The organism is Nocardiopsis sp. B62, from assembly GCF_018070675.1.
Taxonomy (GTDB): domain Bacteria; phylum Actinomycetota; class Actinomycetes; order Streptosporangiales; family Streptosporangiaceae; genus Nocardiopsis; species Nocardiopsis prasina.
In genome coordinates, this window is sequence record NZ_JAGPXK010000015.1 from 73499 (window position 1) to 91688 (window position 18190).

At 71.3% G+C, this 18190-nt stretch carries 14 protein-coding genes and 1 riboswitch; of the genes, 6 read left to right on the forward strand and 8 right to left on the reverse strand.

Annotation, left to right across the window (positions count from 1 at the left end; genetic code table 11):
- Window positions 1-62 precede the first annotated feature (62 nt).
- Window positions 63-163, forward strand: a riboswitch (TPP riboswitch).
- Window positions 152-955, forward strand: a complete 804-nt coding sequence (thiD, locus tag KBX21_RS17205; protein ID WP_210842518.1) for a bifunctional hydroxymethylpyrimidine kinase/phosphomethylpyrimidine kinase — start codon at window positions 152-154, stop codon at window positions 953-955. It overlaps the preceding riboswitch by 12 nt.
- 91 nt (window positions 956-1046) lie before the next feature.
- On the opposite strand, the gene KBX21_RS17210 is transcribed toward thiD, so the two are convergent.
- Both KBX21_RS17210 and KBX21_RS17215 read right to left on the reverse strand, forming a co-directional pair.
- Window positions 1047-2492 carry a sodium:alanine symporter family protein gene (locus KBX21_RS17210; RefSeq protein WP_049578057.1) on the reverse strand — a complete coding sequence of 482 codons (1446 nt, stop codon included), beginning with the start codon at window positions 2490-2492 and terminating at the stop codon, window positions 1047-1049.
- Between the two features lie 219 nt (window positions 2493-2711).
- Window positions 2712-2984 carry a DUF6457 domain-containing protein gene (locus tag KBX21_RS17215; protein WP_049578081.1) on the reverse strand — a complete coding sequence of 91 codons (273 nt, stop codon included), beginning with the start codon at window positions 2982-2984 and terminating at the stop codon, window positions 2712-2714.
- Between the two features lie 225 nt (window positions 2985-3209).
- Between KBX21_RS17215 and KBX21_RS17220 the strand changes: the two genes are divergently transcribed.
- Window positions 3210-4394, forward strand: a complete 1185-nt coding sequence (locus KBX21_RS17220) for a glycosyltransferase family 1 protein (protein ID WP_247665891.1) — start codon at window positions 3210-3212, stop codon at window positions 4392-4394.
- A gap of 120 nt (window positions 4395-4514) precedes the next feature.
- On the opposite strand, the gene KBX21_RS17225 is transcribed toward KBX21_RS17220, so the two are convergent.
- A complete protein-coding gene (locus KBX21_RS17225; RefSeq protein WP_210842519.1) occupies window positions 4515-5858 on the reverse strand; it encodes a pyridoxal phosphate-dependent aminotransferase in 1344 nt (447 codons plus the stop codon).
- Between the two features lie 147 nt (window positions 5859-6005).
- Here KBX21_RS17225 and KBX21_RS17230 point away from each other — a divergent pair, with 147 nt between their 5' ends.
- Entirely contained in the window at window positions 6006-6956 is a 951-nt protein-coding gene (locus KBX21_RS17230) for a LysR family transcriptional regulator (RefSeq protein ID WP_049578061.1), read from the forward strand.
- 97 nt (window positions 6957-7053) lie between these two features.
- Here KBX21_RS17230 and KBX21_RS17235 read toward each other — a convergent pair whose 3' ends face one another.
- The 3 genes from KBX21_RS17235 to KBX21_RS17245 form a co-directional block, all read right to left on the reverse strand.
- Window positions 7054-7383, reverse strand: coding sequence for a hypothetical protein (locus KBX21_RS17235; RefSeq protein WP_049578062.1), 330 nt, complete (start codon window positions 7381-7383; stop codon window positions 7054-7056).
- A 111-nt stretch (window positions 7384-7494) separates the two neighbouring features.
- Window positions 7495-8724: a glycosyltransferase gene (locus KBX21_RS17240; RefSeq protein ID WP_210842520.1), complete on the reverse strand. Its 1230-nt coding sequence runs from the start codon at window positions 8722-8724 to the stop codon at window positions 7495-7497.
- Between the two features lie 16 nt (window positions 8725-8740).
- Window positions 8741-9643, reverse strand: a complete 903-nt coding sequence (locus tag KBX21_RS17245) for a DMT family transporter (RefSeq protein ID WP_210842521.1) — start codon at window positions 9641-9643, stop codon at window positions 8741-8743.
- A 434-nt stretch (window positions 9644-10077) separates the two neighbouring features.
- On the opposite strand from KBX21_RS17245, the gene KBX21_RS17250 reads away from it, so the two are divergent.
- The gene (locus tag KBX21_RS17250) at window positions 10078-11715 is read left to right on the forward strand and encodes a beta-N-acetylhexosaminidase (protein WP_210842522.1); all 1638 of its coding nucleotides are present in this window, start codon (window positions 10078-10080) and stop codon (window positions 11713-11715) included.
- 108 nt (window positions 11716-11823) lie between these two features.
- Here KBX21_RS17250 and KBX21_RS17255 read toward each other — a convergent pair whose 3' ends face one another.
- Complete coding sequence (locus KBX21_RS17255; RefSeq protein ID WP_210842523.1) at window positions 11824-13062, reverse strand: alanine racemase; 1239 nt, start codon at window positions 13060-13062, stop codon at window positions 11824-11826.
- A 154-nt stretch (window positions 13063-13216) separates the two neighbouring features.
- A complete protein-coding gene (locus tag KBX21_RS17260; RefSeq protein WP_049578069.1) occupies window positions 13217-14185 on the reverse strand; it encodes a glycerophosphodiester phosphodiesterase family protein in 969 nt (322 codons plus the stop codon).
- Window positions 14186-14499: 314 nt separating this feature from the next.
- Between KBX21_RS17260 and KBX21_RS17265 the strand changes: the two genes are divergently transcribed.
- Both KBX21_RS17265 and KBX21_RS17270 read left to right on the forward strand, forming a co-directional pair.
- A complete protein-coding gene (locus KBX21_RS17265) occupies window positions 14500-15924 on the forward strand; it encodes a hypothetical protein (RefSeq protein WP_210842524.1) in 1425 nt (474 codons plus the stop codon).
- A gap of 290 nt (window positions 15925-16214) precedes the next feature.
- The gene (locus KBX21_RS17270) at window positions 16215-18023 is read left to right on the forward strand and encodes a gamma-glutamyltransferase family protein (RefSeq protein WP_210842525.1); all 1809 of its coding nucleotides are present in this window, start codon (window positions 16215-16217) and stop codon (window positions 18021-18023) included.
- Window positions 18024-18190: the final 167 nt, after the last annotated feature.

Genomic DNA, 18190 nt, shown 5'->3' on the forward strand with positions numbered 1-18190 from the left:
GGCGGACCGTCCACTACAGTCGGAAACACCACAAACCAACAGTGATGCCGGGGCCGCGAGGCCCCGGTGGCGCGGGGTGCCGGAGAGACTCCTCCCGGCTGAGAGCACACCCGTCGAACCTGCCCTAGTTCGTACTAGCGAAGGAACGCCAATGAGCGCGTACAACGTCGTGTCCATCGCCGGAAGCGACCCCAGCGGGGGTGCCGGTGTCCAGGCCGACCTGAAGTCGTTCTCCGCCCACGGGGTCTTCGGGATGACCGTGGTGACGGCGTTGACCGCCCAGTCCACACGCGGGGTCACCGGGGTACACGGTGTCCCCGCGTCCTTCGTCACCGACCAGATGGACACCCTGTTCACCGACGCGACCGTGCACGCGGTCAAGGTGGGGATGCTGTCCACGTCCGAGGTCACCGAGGCCGTCGCGGCCGCCGTGGACCGCTACGAACTGCCGAACGTGGTCGTGGATCCCGTGATGGTGGCCAAGAGCGGTGACCGCCTCCTGGAGAGGTCGGCGATCGAGGCGCTGCGCACCGTCCTGCTGCCGCGCGCCGACCTTCTCACCCCCAACCTTCCCGAGGCCGCCGACCTGCTCGGCGAGACCGAGGCCACCAGCCTGAAGGAGATGCGCGGGCAGGCCGAACGCCTCCTCGAACTCGGTCCGCGCCGCGTCCTGCTCAAGGGCGGCCACCTGCCCGGTGAGGAGAGCGTCGACCTGCTGGTCGACGGGGTCTCGGAGCCGGTGGAGTTCCGGTCCGAACGCGTGGCCACCCGCAACACCCACGGCACCGGCTGCACCCTCTCCTCCTCGATCGCCGCCCTGCTCCCCCAGCGTCCGGACGCGGTGACCGCCGTGGCCGACGCCAAGGCCTACCTGACCGAGGCCCTGCGCCGCGCCGACGAGATCGACGCCGGCGGCGGCCAGGGGCCGGTGCACCACTTCCACGCCTGGTGGTAGCGGACCGGCGCCACGCGAAGGGGGGACCGGCCGTTGCGGCCGGTCCCCCCTTGTCGTCGGCCCGGGGACCCGTCCCCCGGCCGAGCGCGGACTACTTGTTGACGTCGTCCATGATCACGTCCGGGTTCCGCCACTCGGGGTGGCCGAAGAACTTCCGTGTCTCCGCGACCACCACCGGGGAGAGCAGGATCAGACCCACCAGGTTGGGCAGCGCCATCAGACCGTTGGCGATGTCGCTGAACAGCCAGACCGACTCGATGCTGGCGGTCGCGCCGACGTAGACGACCGCGATGAAGACCAGCCGGTAGGGCAGGACCAGGAAGCGCTTGCCCTTGGCCAGGTACACCATGCAGCGTTCACCGTAGTACGACCAGCCGAGGATGGTCGTGTACGCGAAGATCGCCACCGCGCAGGCGATGAAGACCACGCCGAAGGAGCCCAGGGCCGGGCTGAGCTGGCCCAGGCCCTGCTCCATCGAACCGGAGGTGAGCAGGACACCCTTGTTGTCCGGGTCGTACCCGGCGCTCTCGGGGGCGTTCCACAGGCCGGAGGTGATGATCATCAGGGCGGTCAGGGTGACCATGATGATCGTGTCGATGAAGGTCTGCGTCATCGACACCATGGCCTGCCGGACCGGCTGGGTGGTCTTGGCCGAGGCGGCGGCGATGGCGCCGGTGCCCAGACCGGACTCGTTGGAGAAGATGCCCCGGGCGACACCGGTGCGGATGACCAGCATGAGCGCGGCACCCGCGAATCCGCCCGCGGCGGAGGTCCCGGTGAACGCGTCGGTGAAGACGAGCTGGAAGGCGGGGAGCAGCTGGTCCCAGTTGATCATCAGGACCAGCAGGTTCATGAAGATGAACCCGATGATCATGAACGGCACGATCGCGGAGGCGAACCGGCCGATGCTCTTGATGCCGCCGAGGATGACGATGGCGACGAGGACCATCAGGACGACACCGATGATGCGGGGGTCGATGCCGGTGATGTTGTTGATGGAGCTGGAGACGGCCTCCGCCTGGGTGCCGTTGCCGATGCCGAAGGCGGCGATGGCGCCGAAGACCGCGAAGGCCCCGCCGAGGAAGACGCCGAGGCCGCCGGGCAGACCGTGGCGGAGGTAGTACATCGGGCCGCCGGCCTGCTCGCCCTTCTCGTCCCTGGTCCGGTACTTGACCCCCAGGAGCGCCTCGCTGTACTTGGTGGCCATGCCCACGAGGCCGGTGACCCACATCCAGAACAGGGCGCCCGGGCCGCCGATCCCGATGGCCAGACCGACACCGGCGATGTTGCCGACGCCGACGGTGGCCGCCAGGGCCGTGCTGAGCGCCTGGTAGTGCGAGATGTCGCCCTCGGCCTGGTCGTGGTCCTCCTTCCGCCGGACCAAGGCGAGCCAGAGCGCGTGGCCGAGCTTGGTGAACTGGAGCAGTCTCAACCTGACGGTCAGGAAGACACCGGTCAGGAGCAACAGGGGAATGAGGACGTACGGTCCCCAGATGATCTCCGACAGGACGCCGGCCATCTCTAGGAGGTGGTCCACTGAGGACCTCTCTTTCGGTGATTGCATGGGGTAGGGGGAACCAGCGGTGATGGGGGAACCAGGGCCCTCGGAAACACGTTGGAATCGGTGGGCACTACTCGGTATCGGGAAAGAATGGCACTGACGCGTAACAAACAAATCACGTGAGGTCAGAATGCGCGTTACGACTCATGAACGCACACTCGACCCTCCGATCGCGTCAGTCACAGGGGGCAACCGTTACCCCTGGCCCCCTCCCCCGTCCTCGCCCTCGGCCTCGGCCTGAGCCAGGGCGAGCCGACTGAGCACCGCGGCCGCGGCGTCGGGGTCCGCCCCCTGTCCCACGGCCACGCCGAGCAGGTAGGTCGTGAGCGGGGCCGCCGGTCGGGCCACGGAGTGCGCGGCGTCGCGCGCGAGGTCGAGGATCCGGTCGACGTCGGCCTTCTCAAGGGGATCGGTTCCCGCGAGGTCGAGTTCTGCGCGGACCAGCTCGGCCCATTCCACGAGTGTCACCACACGGCTCCTTGGGGTGTCGGTTCGGTCGGGTTCGGCGATCACGGCCATGGCGGGGTCACCCGTCGGTCAGTCGACCGTGCGGACGGCGTCATCACCTGATCGGCCAACCCGTGTCGGCCCTTCGGGCGGGGTTCTCCCGCCCGGCGGCCCGGGTTCACTCCCCGACCCTAGCGTCGGAGGCAGCCACCACTCGGCGTGACACATCGGCGTTGGGAGCCCCGCATGTCCCCCACACCCCCGCCCACCGTCCCCCGCCCTCCCCTGCGGGTGGCCATCGTGACCGAGTCCTTCCTCCCGCAGGTCAACGGGGTCACCAACTCCGTGTGCCGGATCAGCGAGCACCTGGCCGCCGAGGGCCACCAGGCGCTCGTGCTGGCCCCAGGGCACGGCCCCACGACGTACGCGGGCTTCCCAGTGGTGCGGACGCCCGCGCTGCCCCTGCCCGTGTACCGCGACTTCCCCATGGGCCTGCCCGTCCGGCGGACCATGACCGCGGCGATCCGCGCGTTCGCGCCCGACGTGCTGCACCTGGCCTCGCCCGCGCTCTTCGGGGCGACGGCGGTGGACGTGGCCCGCAGGTGGGCACTACCGACCGTGGCGGCGTTCCAGACCGACCTGCCCGGGTTCGCCGGACGTCACGGCCTGCCCGGTGCCCGGGCGCTGTGGCCCCTGCTCCACCGGGTCCACTCGGCTGTGGACCGCACGCTGGTGCCCTCCTCATCGACCATGGAGGCACTCTCCGGCCGGGGGTTCCCCCGGCTGGACCTGTGGCGGCGGGGCGTGGACACGGTGCGTTTCTCCCCCGACCACCGGTCCGAGGAGCTGCGCCGGAGGCTGGCCCCCGGCGGGGAGGCGATCGTGGGGTACGTGGGCCGTCTGTCCCGGGACAAGCGGGTGCACCTGTTGGGCCACCTGGCGAGGCTGCGGGGGATGCGGCTGGTGGTGGTCGGGGACGGCCCGGACCGCGCCCGGCTGCGCCGTCTGCTGCCGGACGCCGTGTTCACCGGGCAGCGGACCGGGGCGGACCTGTCACGGCTGTACGCGTCCCTGGACCTGTTCGTGCACACGGGCGCGGACGAGACCTTCTGCCAGGCCGTGCAGGAGGCGCTGGCCTCGGGCGTACCAGTGGTCGCCCCGGCTGCGGGCGGCCCCGTGGACCTGGTGGCCGACGGGCACAACGGGCTGTTGTACGGGCCGGACTCGGTCCGTGAGCTGCGCGTGGCCGTGGGCAGGTTGGCGCACAACCGCGAGGTGCGGGCCCGGATGGCGGCCGTGGCCCGGACCTCGGTGGCGCACCGCACGTGGCGGTCGGTCAACGAGGAACTGGTGGGCCACTACCGCGCGGTGATCGCTCCGAGCCACGAGCTGGCCGCCCGCCGCGACCGCGTGAAGGTGGGAAACGCCTGACCACCGTGCCGGAGAAGGCGGAACGGGACCCTCCCTGGGAGAGATAGGGAGGGTCCCGCCGGTGGTGACCGCCTCACCCCGTATAAGAGAGGCGGGCACGATCTGGGTGCGGACGCCCGGTCAGTGGACCGGCTGGGCGACCGCCATCGGTACCGGGATCACCGTGCTGGGCGCCTGGGCACCGGTGCCCGGTTCGGACAGCACCGACCCGAGGACCTCGGTGAGCCGGTCCAGGTGGGCCCGGATCCACGGCAGGGCGAGCGGGTTCTCCGCGGACAGCGCCGCGTACCGCTTGTCCTCGGTGTCCCCGTACAGGAGGCTGGTGGCCACCCGCATCCGCAGGGCGGCGGGGCTCTCGCCGAACTCGACGGCGGGCAGCACGCCCATGCCGTGCTGCTCCAGGAGGAGCCCGGTCAGCTCCGGACCGGTGGTCACCCCGTGCAGGGCGGACAGCCGCTCGCGGACCGGCTCGAAGTCCGGGTAGAGGTAGAAGGCGGCCCTGGGCGGCGAAACGAGGGCCCCGGCGCCGGTGAAGACGTCGGCGACGGCGCGGGCCACGATGCCGTGCAGGCGACGGCTGCGGTCCACGTGGTCACGCAGCTCGGCGGGCTCGGCGAAGGCGTGCGCGGCCGCCTGCTGGACGGGCGCGGCCGGGCTGGACCAGATCTCGCTGGCCACGCCCAGGAGGCCGCCGCGCAGACGGTGGCCGATCTCGGAGTCGGGCAGGCGCAGGACGCCGATCCGCCAGCCGCCGAGGGCCAGGTTCTTGCTGAGACCGGTGGAGATGACGGTGCGCTCGGGGGCGTACTCGGCGGGGCTGTGGACGTCGGCGCGGTCCTGGCCCCGTTCGTCCACGTGGACGAGGTCGCGGTAGATCTCGTCGGAGATGATCACGAGGTCGAGTTCGCGGGCGACCTCGGCGAGTCGACGCACGGTGTCGGCCTCGGCGACGGTGCCGGTCGGGTTGTCCGGGATGGTGACGATCACCGCGTTGACGGTGCGTCCCTGCTCACGGGCGTCGGTGACGGCCGCGTGCAGCAGGTCCGGCTGGGGTACCCCGCCCTGGCCGGTGGCGGTCGGCACCATCACGGGGCGCTGGCCCACGAGTCGGCTCTGCGCGGCGTAGCTGACCCAGCTCGGAGCGGCGATGGCGGTGTCCCCGCCGATCTCCAGGAGCAGGCTGTAGAGCAGCGGCTTGCTGCCCGGGCCCGCGATCACCAGGTCGGGGTCGGTGGGCAGGCCGCGACGGTTCCAGTAACCGGCGGCGGCCTCGCGCAGTTCGCTGGAACCGGCGACGGGTCCGTAGGAGTTGGCCGAGTTGCTCGCCGTGAGCTGGTCCCGCATGACCGGGTGCACCGGCAGACCGGCCTCACCGAACCCGAGCGGAAGCACGCGCACCCCTTGGCGGCGTTTGTCGTTGAGGGCTTCGTTCACGGCGAGGGTGGCGGACACAGTGACGGTCATGGATGACTCATCTCCGGCTTTTCGTTAGGCGCTGACCACCGGTTGAGCTGGGCTCTCGTCCAGCTGGTGGCCTCTCACCCAACAGCCTGCCCAGCTCACGCCATCAGTACAAGCGAGTCTTTTCGATGCTGAGCATAAGATGACCTAATGCTTGACCTTAGACGACTCCAGCTCCTCCGGGAGTTCAGCACGCGCGGCACCATCGCCGCGACCGCGCACGCCCTGGGATACACGCCTTCCGCGGTGTCCCAGCAGCTCGCCACACTCGAGCGCGAGACGGGGGTGGCTCTCCTGGACCGGTCCCCGCGCGGCGCCGAGCTGACCGACGCCGGGCAGTTGCTGGTCAACCAGGCCGAGGAGATCCTGGCCCTGGTCGAGGCCGCCGAGTCGGTGCTGGCCGAGCAGTCGAACATCGCCCTGGGCGTGGTGACGGTGACGGCCTTCCCGACCGCCGCCGTGGCCTTCGCGCCGTTGCTGGCCCCACCCCTGCGCGAGTACCAGGGCATGCAGCTGGTGCTGCGGCAGACCCTGCTGGCCACCGGCACCCAGAAGGTGCGCTCGCGCGAGGTGGACGTCGCCCTGGTCGACGACTGGTCGGGACAGCACCCGGGCCGTGGGCCGGACAGCGGCCTGCGCCACGTGCACCTGTTGCGGGACCCGATGGTGCTGGCGGTCCCGGAGGGCCACCGACTGGCCGACCCGGAGGTCCCGCTGGTGCTGGACCAGATGCTCAGCGAGTCGTGGATCGTGGCGCCGGAGGGTGAGCGTTCGCGCCACGGCACGGAGAAGCTGTTCGCCGAGGTCGGCGGGTTGCCAGCGGCGACATGGGAGTTCGAGGGACTGGGCACGATCCTCAGTCTGGTCTCCAGGGGGATCGGGATCGCGGCGGTCCCGGCTCTGGCCATGGTGGGCGCACCGGCGGGCCTGGTGTACCGGCGGTTCCCCTCCTCACCGGAGCGGCACGTGTACGCGGTGCTGCGCCCGGCCTCGCTGCGGCGCCCGGCCGTCCAGGTGACCCTGTCGGCGCTGCGGGAGGCCGCGCGCAGCGTGGAACGTGAGCTCAGCCCGGTCTTCCCGCGCGTCCAGGGCCCACGGTGACGAAGGCCCCGCGGGCGGACACACGGCCCGCCCCCTCAGGGGACGGGCCGTGTTCGATGTTCTCTCGGTCGCTTCCGGTGGCCCACGGGGGCACCGGTCACGGATCGCTGCTCCGTCTGCGCGCCTTGTCGATCCTGCGGCGGAGCTTGCGACAGACGTGGCGAGCTCGGTCACGGTCGTCGCGGGCGTTCCACCAGCGCGCGTAGGCTTCCAGTCTTCTTTTGCGCAGGGAGTCCAGCTCGGCCTCCATCCGGTTCACCCGGTGCTCCAGGTCGATGCGTTCTCTCTCGAACGACGACATGTCGCGCTCGTGGAAACCCGCCTCACGTTCGGCACTGGACAGCCGATCGTTGAGACCCTCAGTGACGTTTCCACCCCTGGCGATCCGGCTGGGGCCGGCCTGTCCGCTGATGCCTTCGAACCACACAGTTCTGGTCTTTCCTGTGGCGGCCCAAGATCACCGATCGCTACGCAAAGAATGCAGAAAGTGTTCAAAGTGGACTTTTGGGGTTGGCTCCCCTGGACACGACCCTCCGGGCTAGGCCACCATGACCCGCTCGGACTTCGCGTCGCCCTGGCCCCTCCCCTGGAGCCGCCGGTAGGCGGCCTCGAACCGCTCCAACGACCGGTGGTGGTCGTGCTCCAGGGCGATCTCCCTGCTGGCCCGCCCCAACTCCTCGCGCCGCAGATCCGAGCCGAGCACCGACAGCAGACGGTCGGCCAGGTGCACGTAGTTACCCGGCGGGAACAGGAATCCGTTGCGCCCCTCCTCCACCAGGTGCGGCAGCGCCATCGCGTCCGCGGCCACCACCGGCAGGCCCGTGGACATGGCCTCCAGGGTCGCGATGCTCTGGAGCTCCGCCACGCTCGCGATGGCGAACACGTCCGCCGCCGCGTAGACCAGCGGCAGTTCCTCATCCGGGACGAACCCCAGGAAGTACACCCGGTCCGCCACGCCCAGCTGGGCGGCGAGCGCGCGCAGCTCCCCCTCACGCTGTCCGGTCCCGGCCAGCACAAGCTGGGCGTCCCGCTCGGACGTGGTCAGGGCCAGTGCCCGGATCGTGTCGTCGATCCGCTTCTCCTCGTCCAGCCGCCCCACGAAGACCACGGTGTCCCTGTCGAGCAGGCCGAACCTGTCCCTGGCCGCCGCGCGGTCCCGGGCCCGGGGATGGAAGCGGTCGAGGTCGATCCCGCAGGAGATCGCCTCGATCCCGCGCGCGAACCCGCGCTCCCGCAGGAGTTCGGCGGCGCGGGGTGTCGGGGTGGTCACGTGGTCGGCCTCCGCCGCCACCCGGAGCATGTCCCGCCAGGCCAGGGAGCCGGCCGCGCGCTGCATCGGTCGCGGCACATGGGCGTGCGCGTACAGGTTGTCCGGCATGAAGTGGTTGGTCAGCACGACGGGGATGCCCGCCGACCGCCCCCGGCGCAGGGCCGAGCGGCTGAGGGTGAAGTGGCTCTGCGCGTGGACGACGTCGGGGTCCAGCCGCCACAGGAGGCGCGATATGTGTCCTCCCATGCCCAGGGGAACCGCCGCCCGCATGGAGGTCTGGAAGGGGATCGGTGCCGAGCGCAGACGGTGCTCGGTGACCTTCCCGTTGACGGTGACGTGGGGGTCGCCGTGTTCGGAGGGGCACACCACGTGCACACGGTGCCCGCGGTCGGCCAGGCCCTCCGCCAGGCGGTACGTGAAGTAGCCGGCGCCGTTGACGTCGGGCGGGTAGGTGTCCGAGGCGATCAGGACGCGCAGTGGACGGTTCGACTGTGCCATCTGGGAACTCCCTGTTTCAACGAGTGCGGCTGCTGGAGGTGGAGGAGGTCCCGGTGTCGCCCGGCGCCTCGTCCGCCTCGGGGTTGCGGTGGCGGGACCGGGCCAGGGTGACCGTCCCCGCGAAGGCGAGCAGGGCGAAGAGCACCGCCCCGATCTGTTCGATCGGGGTGTCCGGAGCGCCCTCGCCGAGCAGGATCGCGCCGATCCCGACACCGACCACCGGGTCGGCGATCAGCAGGGTCGCGTAGGCGGCGGCGAAGTGCCCGGTCCGGTAGGCGTTCTGGAGCAGGAGAGCGCCGAAGACCGCGGTGGTGACGGCCATGACGGTGAGCCAGCTGAGGAGGTTGACCGGGTCCGCCACCGCGTTGGAGGTGATCACGCGTGCCAGGCCCGAGGTCGTGCCGAGCGCCGCGCCGCCCGCCGCCGCGAGCAGAAGGGCGCGCAGGCCGCTGGGCAGCCAGTGCGCGGTCAGGAACACCAGTCCCCCGGCGGCGATCATGCCGCCGGACAGCCAAAGGGCGGTCTCGGTGGACATGACCGGCTGTTCGGAACCGTGCGGGAAGGTCATCAGCACGCCCACCAGGCCGACCATCACGGCGATCCCGGCCAGGATCTGCGCGACGCGGACCCGCTGCCGGTTGAACACGGCGGACAGCACGATGGCGAACAGCAAACCGGTGACACCGATCGGCTGGATGATGGTGAGCGGCGCCCCGCTGAGGGCGAGCAGGTGGAGGGAGGCCCCCAGAACGACCGCCCCGCTACCGAGGAGCCAGCGGGGTTGGCGCAGCAGGTGGAGGAGGAAGCCCGCCCGCGCGACCCTCTGCCCGGGGGCGCGCACGGCGTCGCGTTCCTGCAGGGCCGAGCCGAGGGCCAGGGCGAAGGCCCCGGCCACGGCCATGAGTACGTGCCAGGGCATCAGGCGCACCACCCCTTGGAGGCCGAACCCGTCTCCGGCGTTGCGCGCATCACCGCATCCCCCGTCACTCGGTACTCACCCGCGACTCCCTGGAAACCGGGCACGGGCAAAACAGTACGGAGGGACGGCGTGCTCCGGCGATAACGCCACCCCCCGTCTTTCTCGTAGTGTCGTCCCCACCTCTCGGGGACGGGCACGCACCCGTCACGCGCGTGTGTCACTCCCCCGGTTTCGGCACCGTCCAGTACCCGTTCTCCTCCCCTACCCGTCCCGCAAAAGCCGGGGGGTTAAGAGTCCTAGCGGGTCAAGAGTGGGTATTGGGTGGCGCGAATAGCCGAAGCCGCGCGGACCGATTGCCCGGGCCCCTGTGCCGCCGTTGCGGGACGTGACACTATGTCCGGGTATTGGTCTAGACCGGACAGGAGCAGTGCCGCGTGCCTGAGAATCCCCACCCCGATCCCCTTTCCCTGCTTCCCCGTCCCCGGGAGCTGACCACCGACGGTTCCGGTGGGCTCACCCTGACCTCCGCCACCCGGGTCTCCGCGGACCACGCCGCCCAGGGCACGCTCTCCTGGCTCCAGCGCGAACTCGGCGCGGCCACCGGTCTTCCCCTGGCCACCGGCGACGAGGAGGACGCCCAGATCCGGCTGAGCGTCGACCCGGGCGCGGGACTCGGTCGGGAGGGTTACCGCCTGATCATCGACTCAGAGGGCGCGATCGTGGTGGGCAACGAGCCCGCCGGGGTGTTCTACGGTGTGCAGACCCTGCGCCAGCTGCTGCCAACCGACGCCTACCGCACCACGGCCCTGGGCGGCGCCGAGTGGCGGCTGCCCGCGGTGAGCATCACCGACGCCCCGCGCTTCCAGTGGCGTGGCGCGATGCTCGACATCGCCCGCCACTTCCAGCCCAAGCGCGAGATCCTGCGTTTCATCGACCTGCTCGCGCTGCACAAGCTCAACGTGCTGCACCTGCACCTGACCGACGACCAGGGCTGGCGGGTCGAGATCCGCCGCTACCCGAAGCTGACCGAGGTGGCCTCCTGGCGCGCCGAGAGCCAGCTGGGCGCAACCAAGCCCGCGACGTTCGACAACCGCCCGCACGGCGGGTTCCTCACCCAGGACGACATCCGCGAGATCGTCGCCTACGCCGACGCCCGACACGTCGCGGTGGTCCCGGAGATCGACGTCCCGGGCCACTCGCAGGCGGCCATCCACGCCTACCCCGAGCTCGGCGAGGTCGGCGAGATCCCCGTCGGCACCCAGTGGGGCATCTTCGAGGAGATCCTCGGGGTCACCGACAACGTCCTGGAGTTCTACAAGAACGTCTTCGACGAGCTCATCGAGCTGTTCCCCAGCACCTACGTCCACGTGGGCGGGGACGAGGTCCCCAAGACCCAGTGGAAGAACAGCGCCTCCGCCCAGCAGCGGATCAGGGACGAGGGCCTGGCCGACGAGGACGAGCTCCAGAGCTGGTTCATCCGCCAGCTCGACGACCACCTCACCCAGCGCGGCCGACGCCTGCTGGGCTGGGACGAGATCCTGGAAGGCGGACTCGCGCCGGGCGCCACGGTGATGTCGTGGCGCGGCGAGGAGGGCGGCATCGCCGCGGCCCGCGCGGGCCACGACGTGATCATGGCTCCCACCGCCACCTCCTACCTGGACTACAAGCAGTCCGAGCGGCCGGACGAGCCGGTGCCGGTGGGCACGCTCCTGCGTCTGGAGGACGTGTACGCGGGCGACCCGGTCCCGGCGGACCTGTCCGAGGAGGAGGCCCGGCACGTCCTCGGTGGCCAGGTGAACCTGTGGAGCGAGCACATCGACAACGCCCGCAGGCTCGACTACATGGTCTTCCCCCGCCTGACCGCCTTCGCGGAGAAGGTGTGGACCGAGGGGGACCGCGACTTCGCCGAGTTCGAGCCGCGTCTGCGGCACCACCTCCGCAGGCTCGACGCGGCGGGTGTGGAGTACCGGCCCCTCGACGGCCCGCGCCCATGGCACACCCGCCCGGGTCTGTACGGCTGGGGCTACCAGCCCGGCCAGGAGGCCCCGGAGCAGGGTCACGCCGGAGCCTAGCCACCCCGCCGTCGGGGCCCGGTCCCCCCCCAAACCGGGCCCCGCGGCCCCCCCCCCCCCCCGCCGGGGGGCCGGTGCCCGCGCCCCCCCGCCCCCCACGGCCCGGTGTCAGAAGTACGTGGCGACGGCGTCGACCACGCGGTACTCGTCGTCGACCACCGGGATGACCTTCCAGCGGTCGAAGGCCGTGCACGGGTGGGAGATGCCGAAGGACACCAGGTCCCCGGGGCGCACCCCCAGGTCCCCGGGCACGTCCAGGTAGGCGTGGTGGTCGTTGAGGTTGGTGACCTCGACCCCCTCGGCACGGACCACCGAACCGTCACCCCGGCGCAGGACGCGCGGGACCGGGAAGCCCTGGTCGGAGTTGGCCTCGCGGCGGCCCATCCCGGCGATCGCCCGCCCCTCCTCCGGAGTGGAGGTGACCTGCGCCCACAGCTCCAGGGCCCCGGACAGGGCGTCGCCGCCCTCGGGCAGGCGGTTGTACGGCGTGGTCCGCCGGTACAGGCCGTCGTCGTGGGCGACGTAGGCCCCGCTGCGCAGGATCGGCGTGACGTCCTCGTGGCCGCCGATCTCCTCGGCGACCACGTCGAACCACGCGCTGCCGCCCACCGACAGGACCGGGCTCTCCAAGCCGTGTTCGGCGGTCAGGGAGGCGGCGTCACCGAGGAGGTCGCGCAGGAAACCCCGCACTCCCTCCGCGTCGCTCAGCGAACCCTCGTACCCCGCCACTCCGGCCAGTTCCAGACCCGGGGCCCGCACGACCTGCCGCGCGATCTCCAGCACCGCGTCGCGCGTGCGGCAACCCGTCCGGCCTCCGGGCGTGCCGCGCTCCACCATCACCCGCAAGGGTCGGCCGCCGTCGCTCCCCACCGCTTGGGCCGCCAGTTCGACCCCCTCGGAGGAGTCGACGTAGAAGAGGAACTCGAAGTCCGGGTCGGCGTCCTGCTCGGCCGCCGCCCAGATCAGGACCCGGGGGTCGAGTAGCTCGTTGGCCATGAGGACGCGCTCCACCCCGAACCGGCGGAAGTCCAGGACCTGGTTGGCGGTGGCGGCGGTGATCCCCCAGGCGCCCGCGTCGAGCTGGCGCTGGGTGAGCACGGGGGACATCGCGGTCTTGCCGTGGGGGGCGAACAGGAGTCCGTGGCGGCGCGTGAACTCGGCCAGCGCGATGATGTTGCGGTCCAGGGCAGAGGCGCGCAGCACCATGAGCGGCCAGGTGAAGGGGCCGGTGAACAGGTGGTCCCCGCGTGCGGCGAACTCGGCCAGGGTGACGGGTTCGCCCGGCCACCACAGGCCCTTGGTGCGCCAGTCGACGTGTTCCTGGGGAATGCACAGCCGGTCGCTCACAGTGGCCTCCGCTTCCTCTTCGGGTGGGTTCGCGACCGATCATCCCACCCTGGGGTGCCGGGGCACATCCCTCCGGGGCGGGGTTGACGAGCGCCAAGACGGCGGGACCCGCCCGGCGCGTGCCGGGCGGGTCCGTCGGTGTCGGGACCGGACGTCAGTCGGCTACCGGCGCTCCGACCGGCTCCGCCTCTTCCTCCCTGGTCCCGCCCGACCCGGCGAGAAAGTCCTCGATGGCCTTCTGGCCCCGGTCCGGGTAGTCCGTGATGAAGCCGTCCACGCCCATCGCCAGGACCCGCCCCATCACGCTGGGGTCGTTGATCGTGTAGGGCATGATCTCCATGCCCGCGTCGTGCACACGTCGGACGTAGGCCGCGTCGATGGTGGTGTGGTTCGGGTTGATCATGTGCGCCCAGTCGAACTCGGCGATCCGCGACTCCGGAACCTTGCCGAGCAGCGCGTGCGGCAGGGAGGGCAGGAGCTTCTTGGAGCGCTCCGTGAACTCCCAGTCGAAGCTCTGCACCACGATCCGGGACGGCTGGTCGGGCGCGTTGGGCAGCAGCCAGTGCGGGTGCCGTGCGAGTTCGTCGGAGATCCGGTTCTCGATGCCCGGGTACAGGGCTGGCTCCTTGACCTCCAGGAGCAGGTTCATACCGTGCCGCTCCAGGCGGTTCAGGGCCTGGCCGAGTTGCGGAACGCGCTCTCCGGCGAACGAGCCGTCGAAGGACGAGCCGGCGTCGAGGCGCCGGATCTCCGCGAGCGTGAAGTCGCCGACGTCGTAGGGCGCGCGGTTCGGGAAGACCTTGGCCACGTTGGTGGTGCGGTCGAGGCGGGTGTCGTGCATGAGGACCAGCTGGTCGTCGGACGTGAGCTGGACGTCCACCTCCACGGTCTCCGCACCGAGACGGTGGGCCGCGTCGATCGCAGCGATGGTGTTCTCGGGTGCGTGTCCGGAAGCACCTCGGTGGGCGACGGCGATGAGGGGGCGGGACTGTGACGGCTGGGACGGAAGAACACTGGCGCCGGGGCTCACCCGCTGCGCTGTGGCGGCCTTGGTGACCGTGACCGCCTCGGCGGTCGCGGCCGCGGGGACGGCGAGCGCTGGGCTCGATCCCATGGCCAACATGAGTGATACGGCTCCGACTACGAATCCGATGCGCTGGTGCACCGGGCCTCCCAAGTACGCGTGGACTGGCCGACTGCTACCTCAGGGTGAGTGCGTTTGGTGACCGGACGGTGACCATACGCGGAGCAGCCGGTGATCCGACGCCCATCTTCTGGTGGCGGCGCGCCCTTCGGGCAACGCGGAACCCCACTCATCAATCTCACCCTATGTAGGCAATTGATCGCTTCATGTCCGATTTTTGACTGTAAGCCCCCTCAGTAATCACCCAGGGTCCTGAGAACATCACGAGTAGTAGTCGATGGGAAGGAACCTTCATGCGCAAGCACCACACGAGGTGGGTCGCGCTCTTCAGTGCCGCCGCGATCTCGACGACGGGGCTGGTCGGCCTCTCCGGACCCGCGGCCGCGAACGACGCGGACGCGCCCACGCTCAGCTGGCCGGTCGTGAGACAGGGGGTGTCCACGTACGGCATCGACGGGTTCGAGATCACCTACCTGCCCGCCGGTCTGGAGCGGTACGGCATCAACGCCACGTCCACGACCGACCGCGTGGGCAACCGTCAGTCCCAGATCTCGTGGGTGCAGGGCCCGGACCAGCTGTACGGACGGGTCGCGGTGCTTCGCTCCGAACGCCTCCAGGATCTCGAGGACCTGCGCGAGAGCCGCTACAGCCACCTCTCCGAGAGCTCCCTGGAGGAGGTGGCGCCCGGCGGGGCCTTCGAGCACGGCGCGTACCTGTCCGAGGAGACCGGCGACCTGTTCTGGGTGGAGCGGCCGGGCGTGGCGGTGGCCACCCACCTCCAGCCGGAGCGCTGGGAGAGCGCGGAGCTGGTGAGGCTGGCCGAGGCCGTCATCGAGGAGTCGGCCCCACAGGAGTCCGGGGCCGAGGAGCCGACGGCCGAGGATGCCGACGTGGTCGCGGCCGAGGAGAGCGCCCCGGCCGAGGACGCCGCCGACGAGGTGGCCGAGGCAGCCCCCGCGGAGCCGGTCGAGGAGGCCCCGACCGAGGAAGCCCCGGTTGGGGAAGCCCTGGTCGAGGAGGTCCCGGTCGACCAGGTTCCGGCCGAGGAAGCACCCGCTGAGGAGGCTCCCGTGGACGAGGAGGTGGTCGACGGCGCCGAACTCGACGAGCTCACCCCGGTCGAGGAGGCTCCCGTGGAGCAGGCTCCGGTCCAGGAGGAGGCCCCCGCCGAGGAGGCTCCCGCCACGGAGAACACGGTCGACGAGGCCACCCCGGCCCAGGAGGGGACCGCGTCCCAGGACCAGAACCTCCCCGAGAACGCGTCCTCGCGTGAGGTCAGGACCTGCCTGACCGGGCACTTCGTCGACTTCGGCTCCGGCGAGACCCAGCTCGACCCCGCCCGGATGACCCGGACCAGCGGCGAGTTCGTCGAGCGGGCGCTGTCCGGTGCCGACCTCGGCGACGCCGAGCGCGACCGTCTGCTGGCCACGGTCTGGTACTACGGCCACGAGGACGACAAGGTGGCCGCCACCAAAGACTGCGCCAACCAGCTCGGGCTGGAGCGCAGCGAGGTCGAGGACGCCGTCGCGGAGGTCTCCGGGATCATCGCCGAGCTCGTCCGTGAGGCCAACGAGAGCGTGTCCAGCTCGATGGACGAGGTCCGCAGGACCAGCGGTCAGGCCGCCGAGGTCCAGCCGGTGACGGACCCGGTGGGCGCCGAGGAATGGGCCGAACTGTGGGACTCCCTGCCGTGGTCCATTCCGGTGGAGAATTCCTGAGCCTCACTGCCTGACCTGCGATGACCGAAGCCCGGTCGCGGCACCGTACGTGGTCGCGGCCGGGCTTCGGTCATGCCCGGACCCGGGTTGCCCACACCCCCTTGGCCGCGACCGACAACCAAGGTCCCGAACCCCTGATCATCCGACATCCCGGTCCATCCCATGCTGTACCGTCACCCACGTTCGGCCGGTTCCACCGAGACCCGGTCGGCGCCCCGTCCTCCGCCCCGGAGCGACACCCCAGACGGGCGGCGAACCCGCCCTCCCCCGTCCGCAGGAGGACAGCGCACATGTCCGGATTCACCACCCGACCCCAGCTCCGCGGCGACTTCGGGATGGTCGCCTCCACCCACTGGCTGGCCAGTGCCACCGGCATGTCCGTCCTGGAACGCGGTGGCAACGCCTTCGACGCGGCGGTCGCGGCGGGCTTCACCCTCCAGGTCGTCGAACCCCACCTGAACGGCCCCGGCGGCGAGGTTCCCGTCATCTTCCAGGCCCGGGGCGGGTCCCCGCGCGTACTGTGCGGTCAGGGCGTCTCCCCCGCCGACGCCACCATCGGGGCCTTCGAGGGCCTGGGCCTGGACCGCGTGCCCGGCAGCGGTGTCCTCGCCGCCACCGTCCCCGGCGCCTTCGACGCCTGGATGCAACTGCTGCGCGACCACGGCACCGTGTCCGTCCGCGAGGTCCTGGACCACGCCATCGGTCTGGCCGAGCGCGGCTACCCCGTCCTGGGCCGGATCGCCACCGCCCTCGAAGCGCTCACCCCGGTGTTCTCCCGGCACTGGGCGGGCTCGGCCTCCGTCTACCTACCGCACGGCACCGCCCCGGCCGCCGGAACACGGCTGCGCAACCCGGCGCTCGCCGCCACATACAGACGTGTGGTCGCCGAGTCCGAGGCGGCGGGCGGCGACCGCGAGGCCCAGATCGAGGCGGCGCGCCGCTCCTGGTACCGGGGCTTCGTCGCGGAGGCGATCGGCGCCTTCCTCGCCGGTCCCGTCCCCAACAGTCACGGCGAGCCCGAGCAAGCCCTGCTGAGCGCGCAGGACATGGCCGACTGGAGCGCCACCTACGAGGACACCGTCAGCACCCCCTACGGCTCCCACACCGTGCACAAGACCGGACCCTGGGGGCAGGGGCCCGTCATGCTCCAGCAGCTGCGCATGGCCGAGGCCGCAGGGGTCGGCACCGACGCGCGCAGGGGGGTGAGCGCGGACTTCGTGCACCGGAGCACCGAGATCGCCAAACTCGCCTTCGCCGACCGTGAGGGTTGGTACGGCGACCCGGACTTCACCGACGTCCCGCTCAAGGAACTCCTCAGCTCCGACTACGCCGCCGAACGCGTGCGGGGGATCGACGGGGAGCGCGCCAACCTGGAGCCGCGCCCCGGAGCGCCGGGGGGCCGCGTCCCCTTCGAGGCACCGGTGTACCTGCCCGGGCAGACGCCGGGCGACCGCACCACCGGCGAGCCCACCGTGCGCGACGCCGCCGGACAGACCCCCGCCGACCTGCGCGGCGACACCTGCCACGTGGACGTGGTGGACGCCGACGGCAACATGGTCTCCGCGACCCCCAGCGGCGGTTGGTTCAGCAGCTCGCCGCTCATTCCGGAACTCGGGTTCCCGCTCGGCACCCGGGCGCAGATGTTCTGGCTCGACCCGGCCTCGCCCAACGCGCTCTCACCGCGCCGCCGCCCCCGCACCACCCTCTCCCCCACCCTGGTGACCCGCGAGGACGGTGAGGCGGTGCTGGCCATCGGCACCCCCGGCGGTGACCAGCAGGACCAGTGGACGACCACCGCGCTGCTGCGGGTGCTCAACGGCGTGGACGACCTCCAGGAGGCCCTGGACACCCCCATGTTCCACACCAACGCGTTCCCCAGCTCCTTCCACCCCCGTGAGACCGTGCCCGGCGACCTGGTGGTGGAGCCGGGGGTGGGCGACGGGGTCGTCGACGAGCTGCGGCGTCGCGGGCACCGGGTCCAGGTGGCCCAGGAGTGGTCCCTGGGCCGTCTGGCGGCGGTCGCCCGCGACCCGGAGAGCGGCGAGCTGCGCGCGGCCGCCGACCCCCGGGGCGCGCAGGGGTACGCCGCGGGGCGCTGACCCGGGGCAGACGAAAGCGCACGGATAGCCCCCTCCTGCTGGAATTCGCCTGGACGGAAGGGGGCTTTGTCATGGGCTGGGGCTAGTGGCATGGCTTGACCGGCTCTTGCCAAATCGGTCGGTCACTGCTTATGTAGACCTGTGCGGCGGGACACCCGGCCTGCGAG

What these genes read in the sequence shown, in the direction of transcription:
- thiD (WP_210842518.1), top strand. Translation starts at nt 152, where the DNA reads ATGAGCGCGTACAACGTCGTGTCCATCGCCGGAAGCGACCCCAGCGGG.
- KBX21_RS17220 (WP_247665891.1), top strand. Translation starts at nt 3,210, where the DNA reads ATGTCCCCCACACCCCCGCCCACCGTCCCCCGCCCTCCCCTGCGGGTG.
- KBX21_RS17225 (WP_210842519.1), bottom strand. Translation starts at nt 5,858, where the DNA reads ATGACCGTCACTGTGTCCGCCACCCTCGCCGTGAACGAAGCCCTCAAC.
- KBX21_RS17230 (WP_049578061.1), top strand. Translation starts at nt 6,006, where the DNA reads ATGCTTGACCTTAGACGACTCCAGCTCCTCCGGGAGTTCAGCACGCGC.
- KBX21_RS17240 (WP_210842520.1), bottom strand. Translation starts at nt 8,724, where the DNA reads ATGGCACAGTCGAACCGTCCACTGCGCGTCCTGATCGCCTCGGACACC.
- KBX21_RS17245 (WP_210842521.1), bottom strand. Translation starts at nt 9,643, where the DNA reads ATGCCCTGGCACGTACTCATGGCCGTGGCCGGGGCCTTCGCCCTGGCC.
- KBX21_RS17260 (WP_049578069.1), bottom strand. Translation starts at nt 14,185, where the DNA reads ATGTTGGCCATGGGATCGAGCCCAGCGCTCGCCGTCCCCGCGGCCGCG.
- KBX21_RS17265 (WP_210842524.1), top strand. Translation starts at nt 14,500, where the DNA reads ATGCGCAAGCACCACACGAGGTGGGTCGCGCTCTTCAGTGCCGCCGCG.
- KBX21_RS17270 (WP_210842525.1), top strand. Translation starts at nt 16,215, where the DNA reads ATGTCCGGATTCACCACCCGACCCCAGCTCCGCGGCGACTTCGGGATG.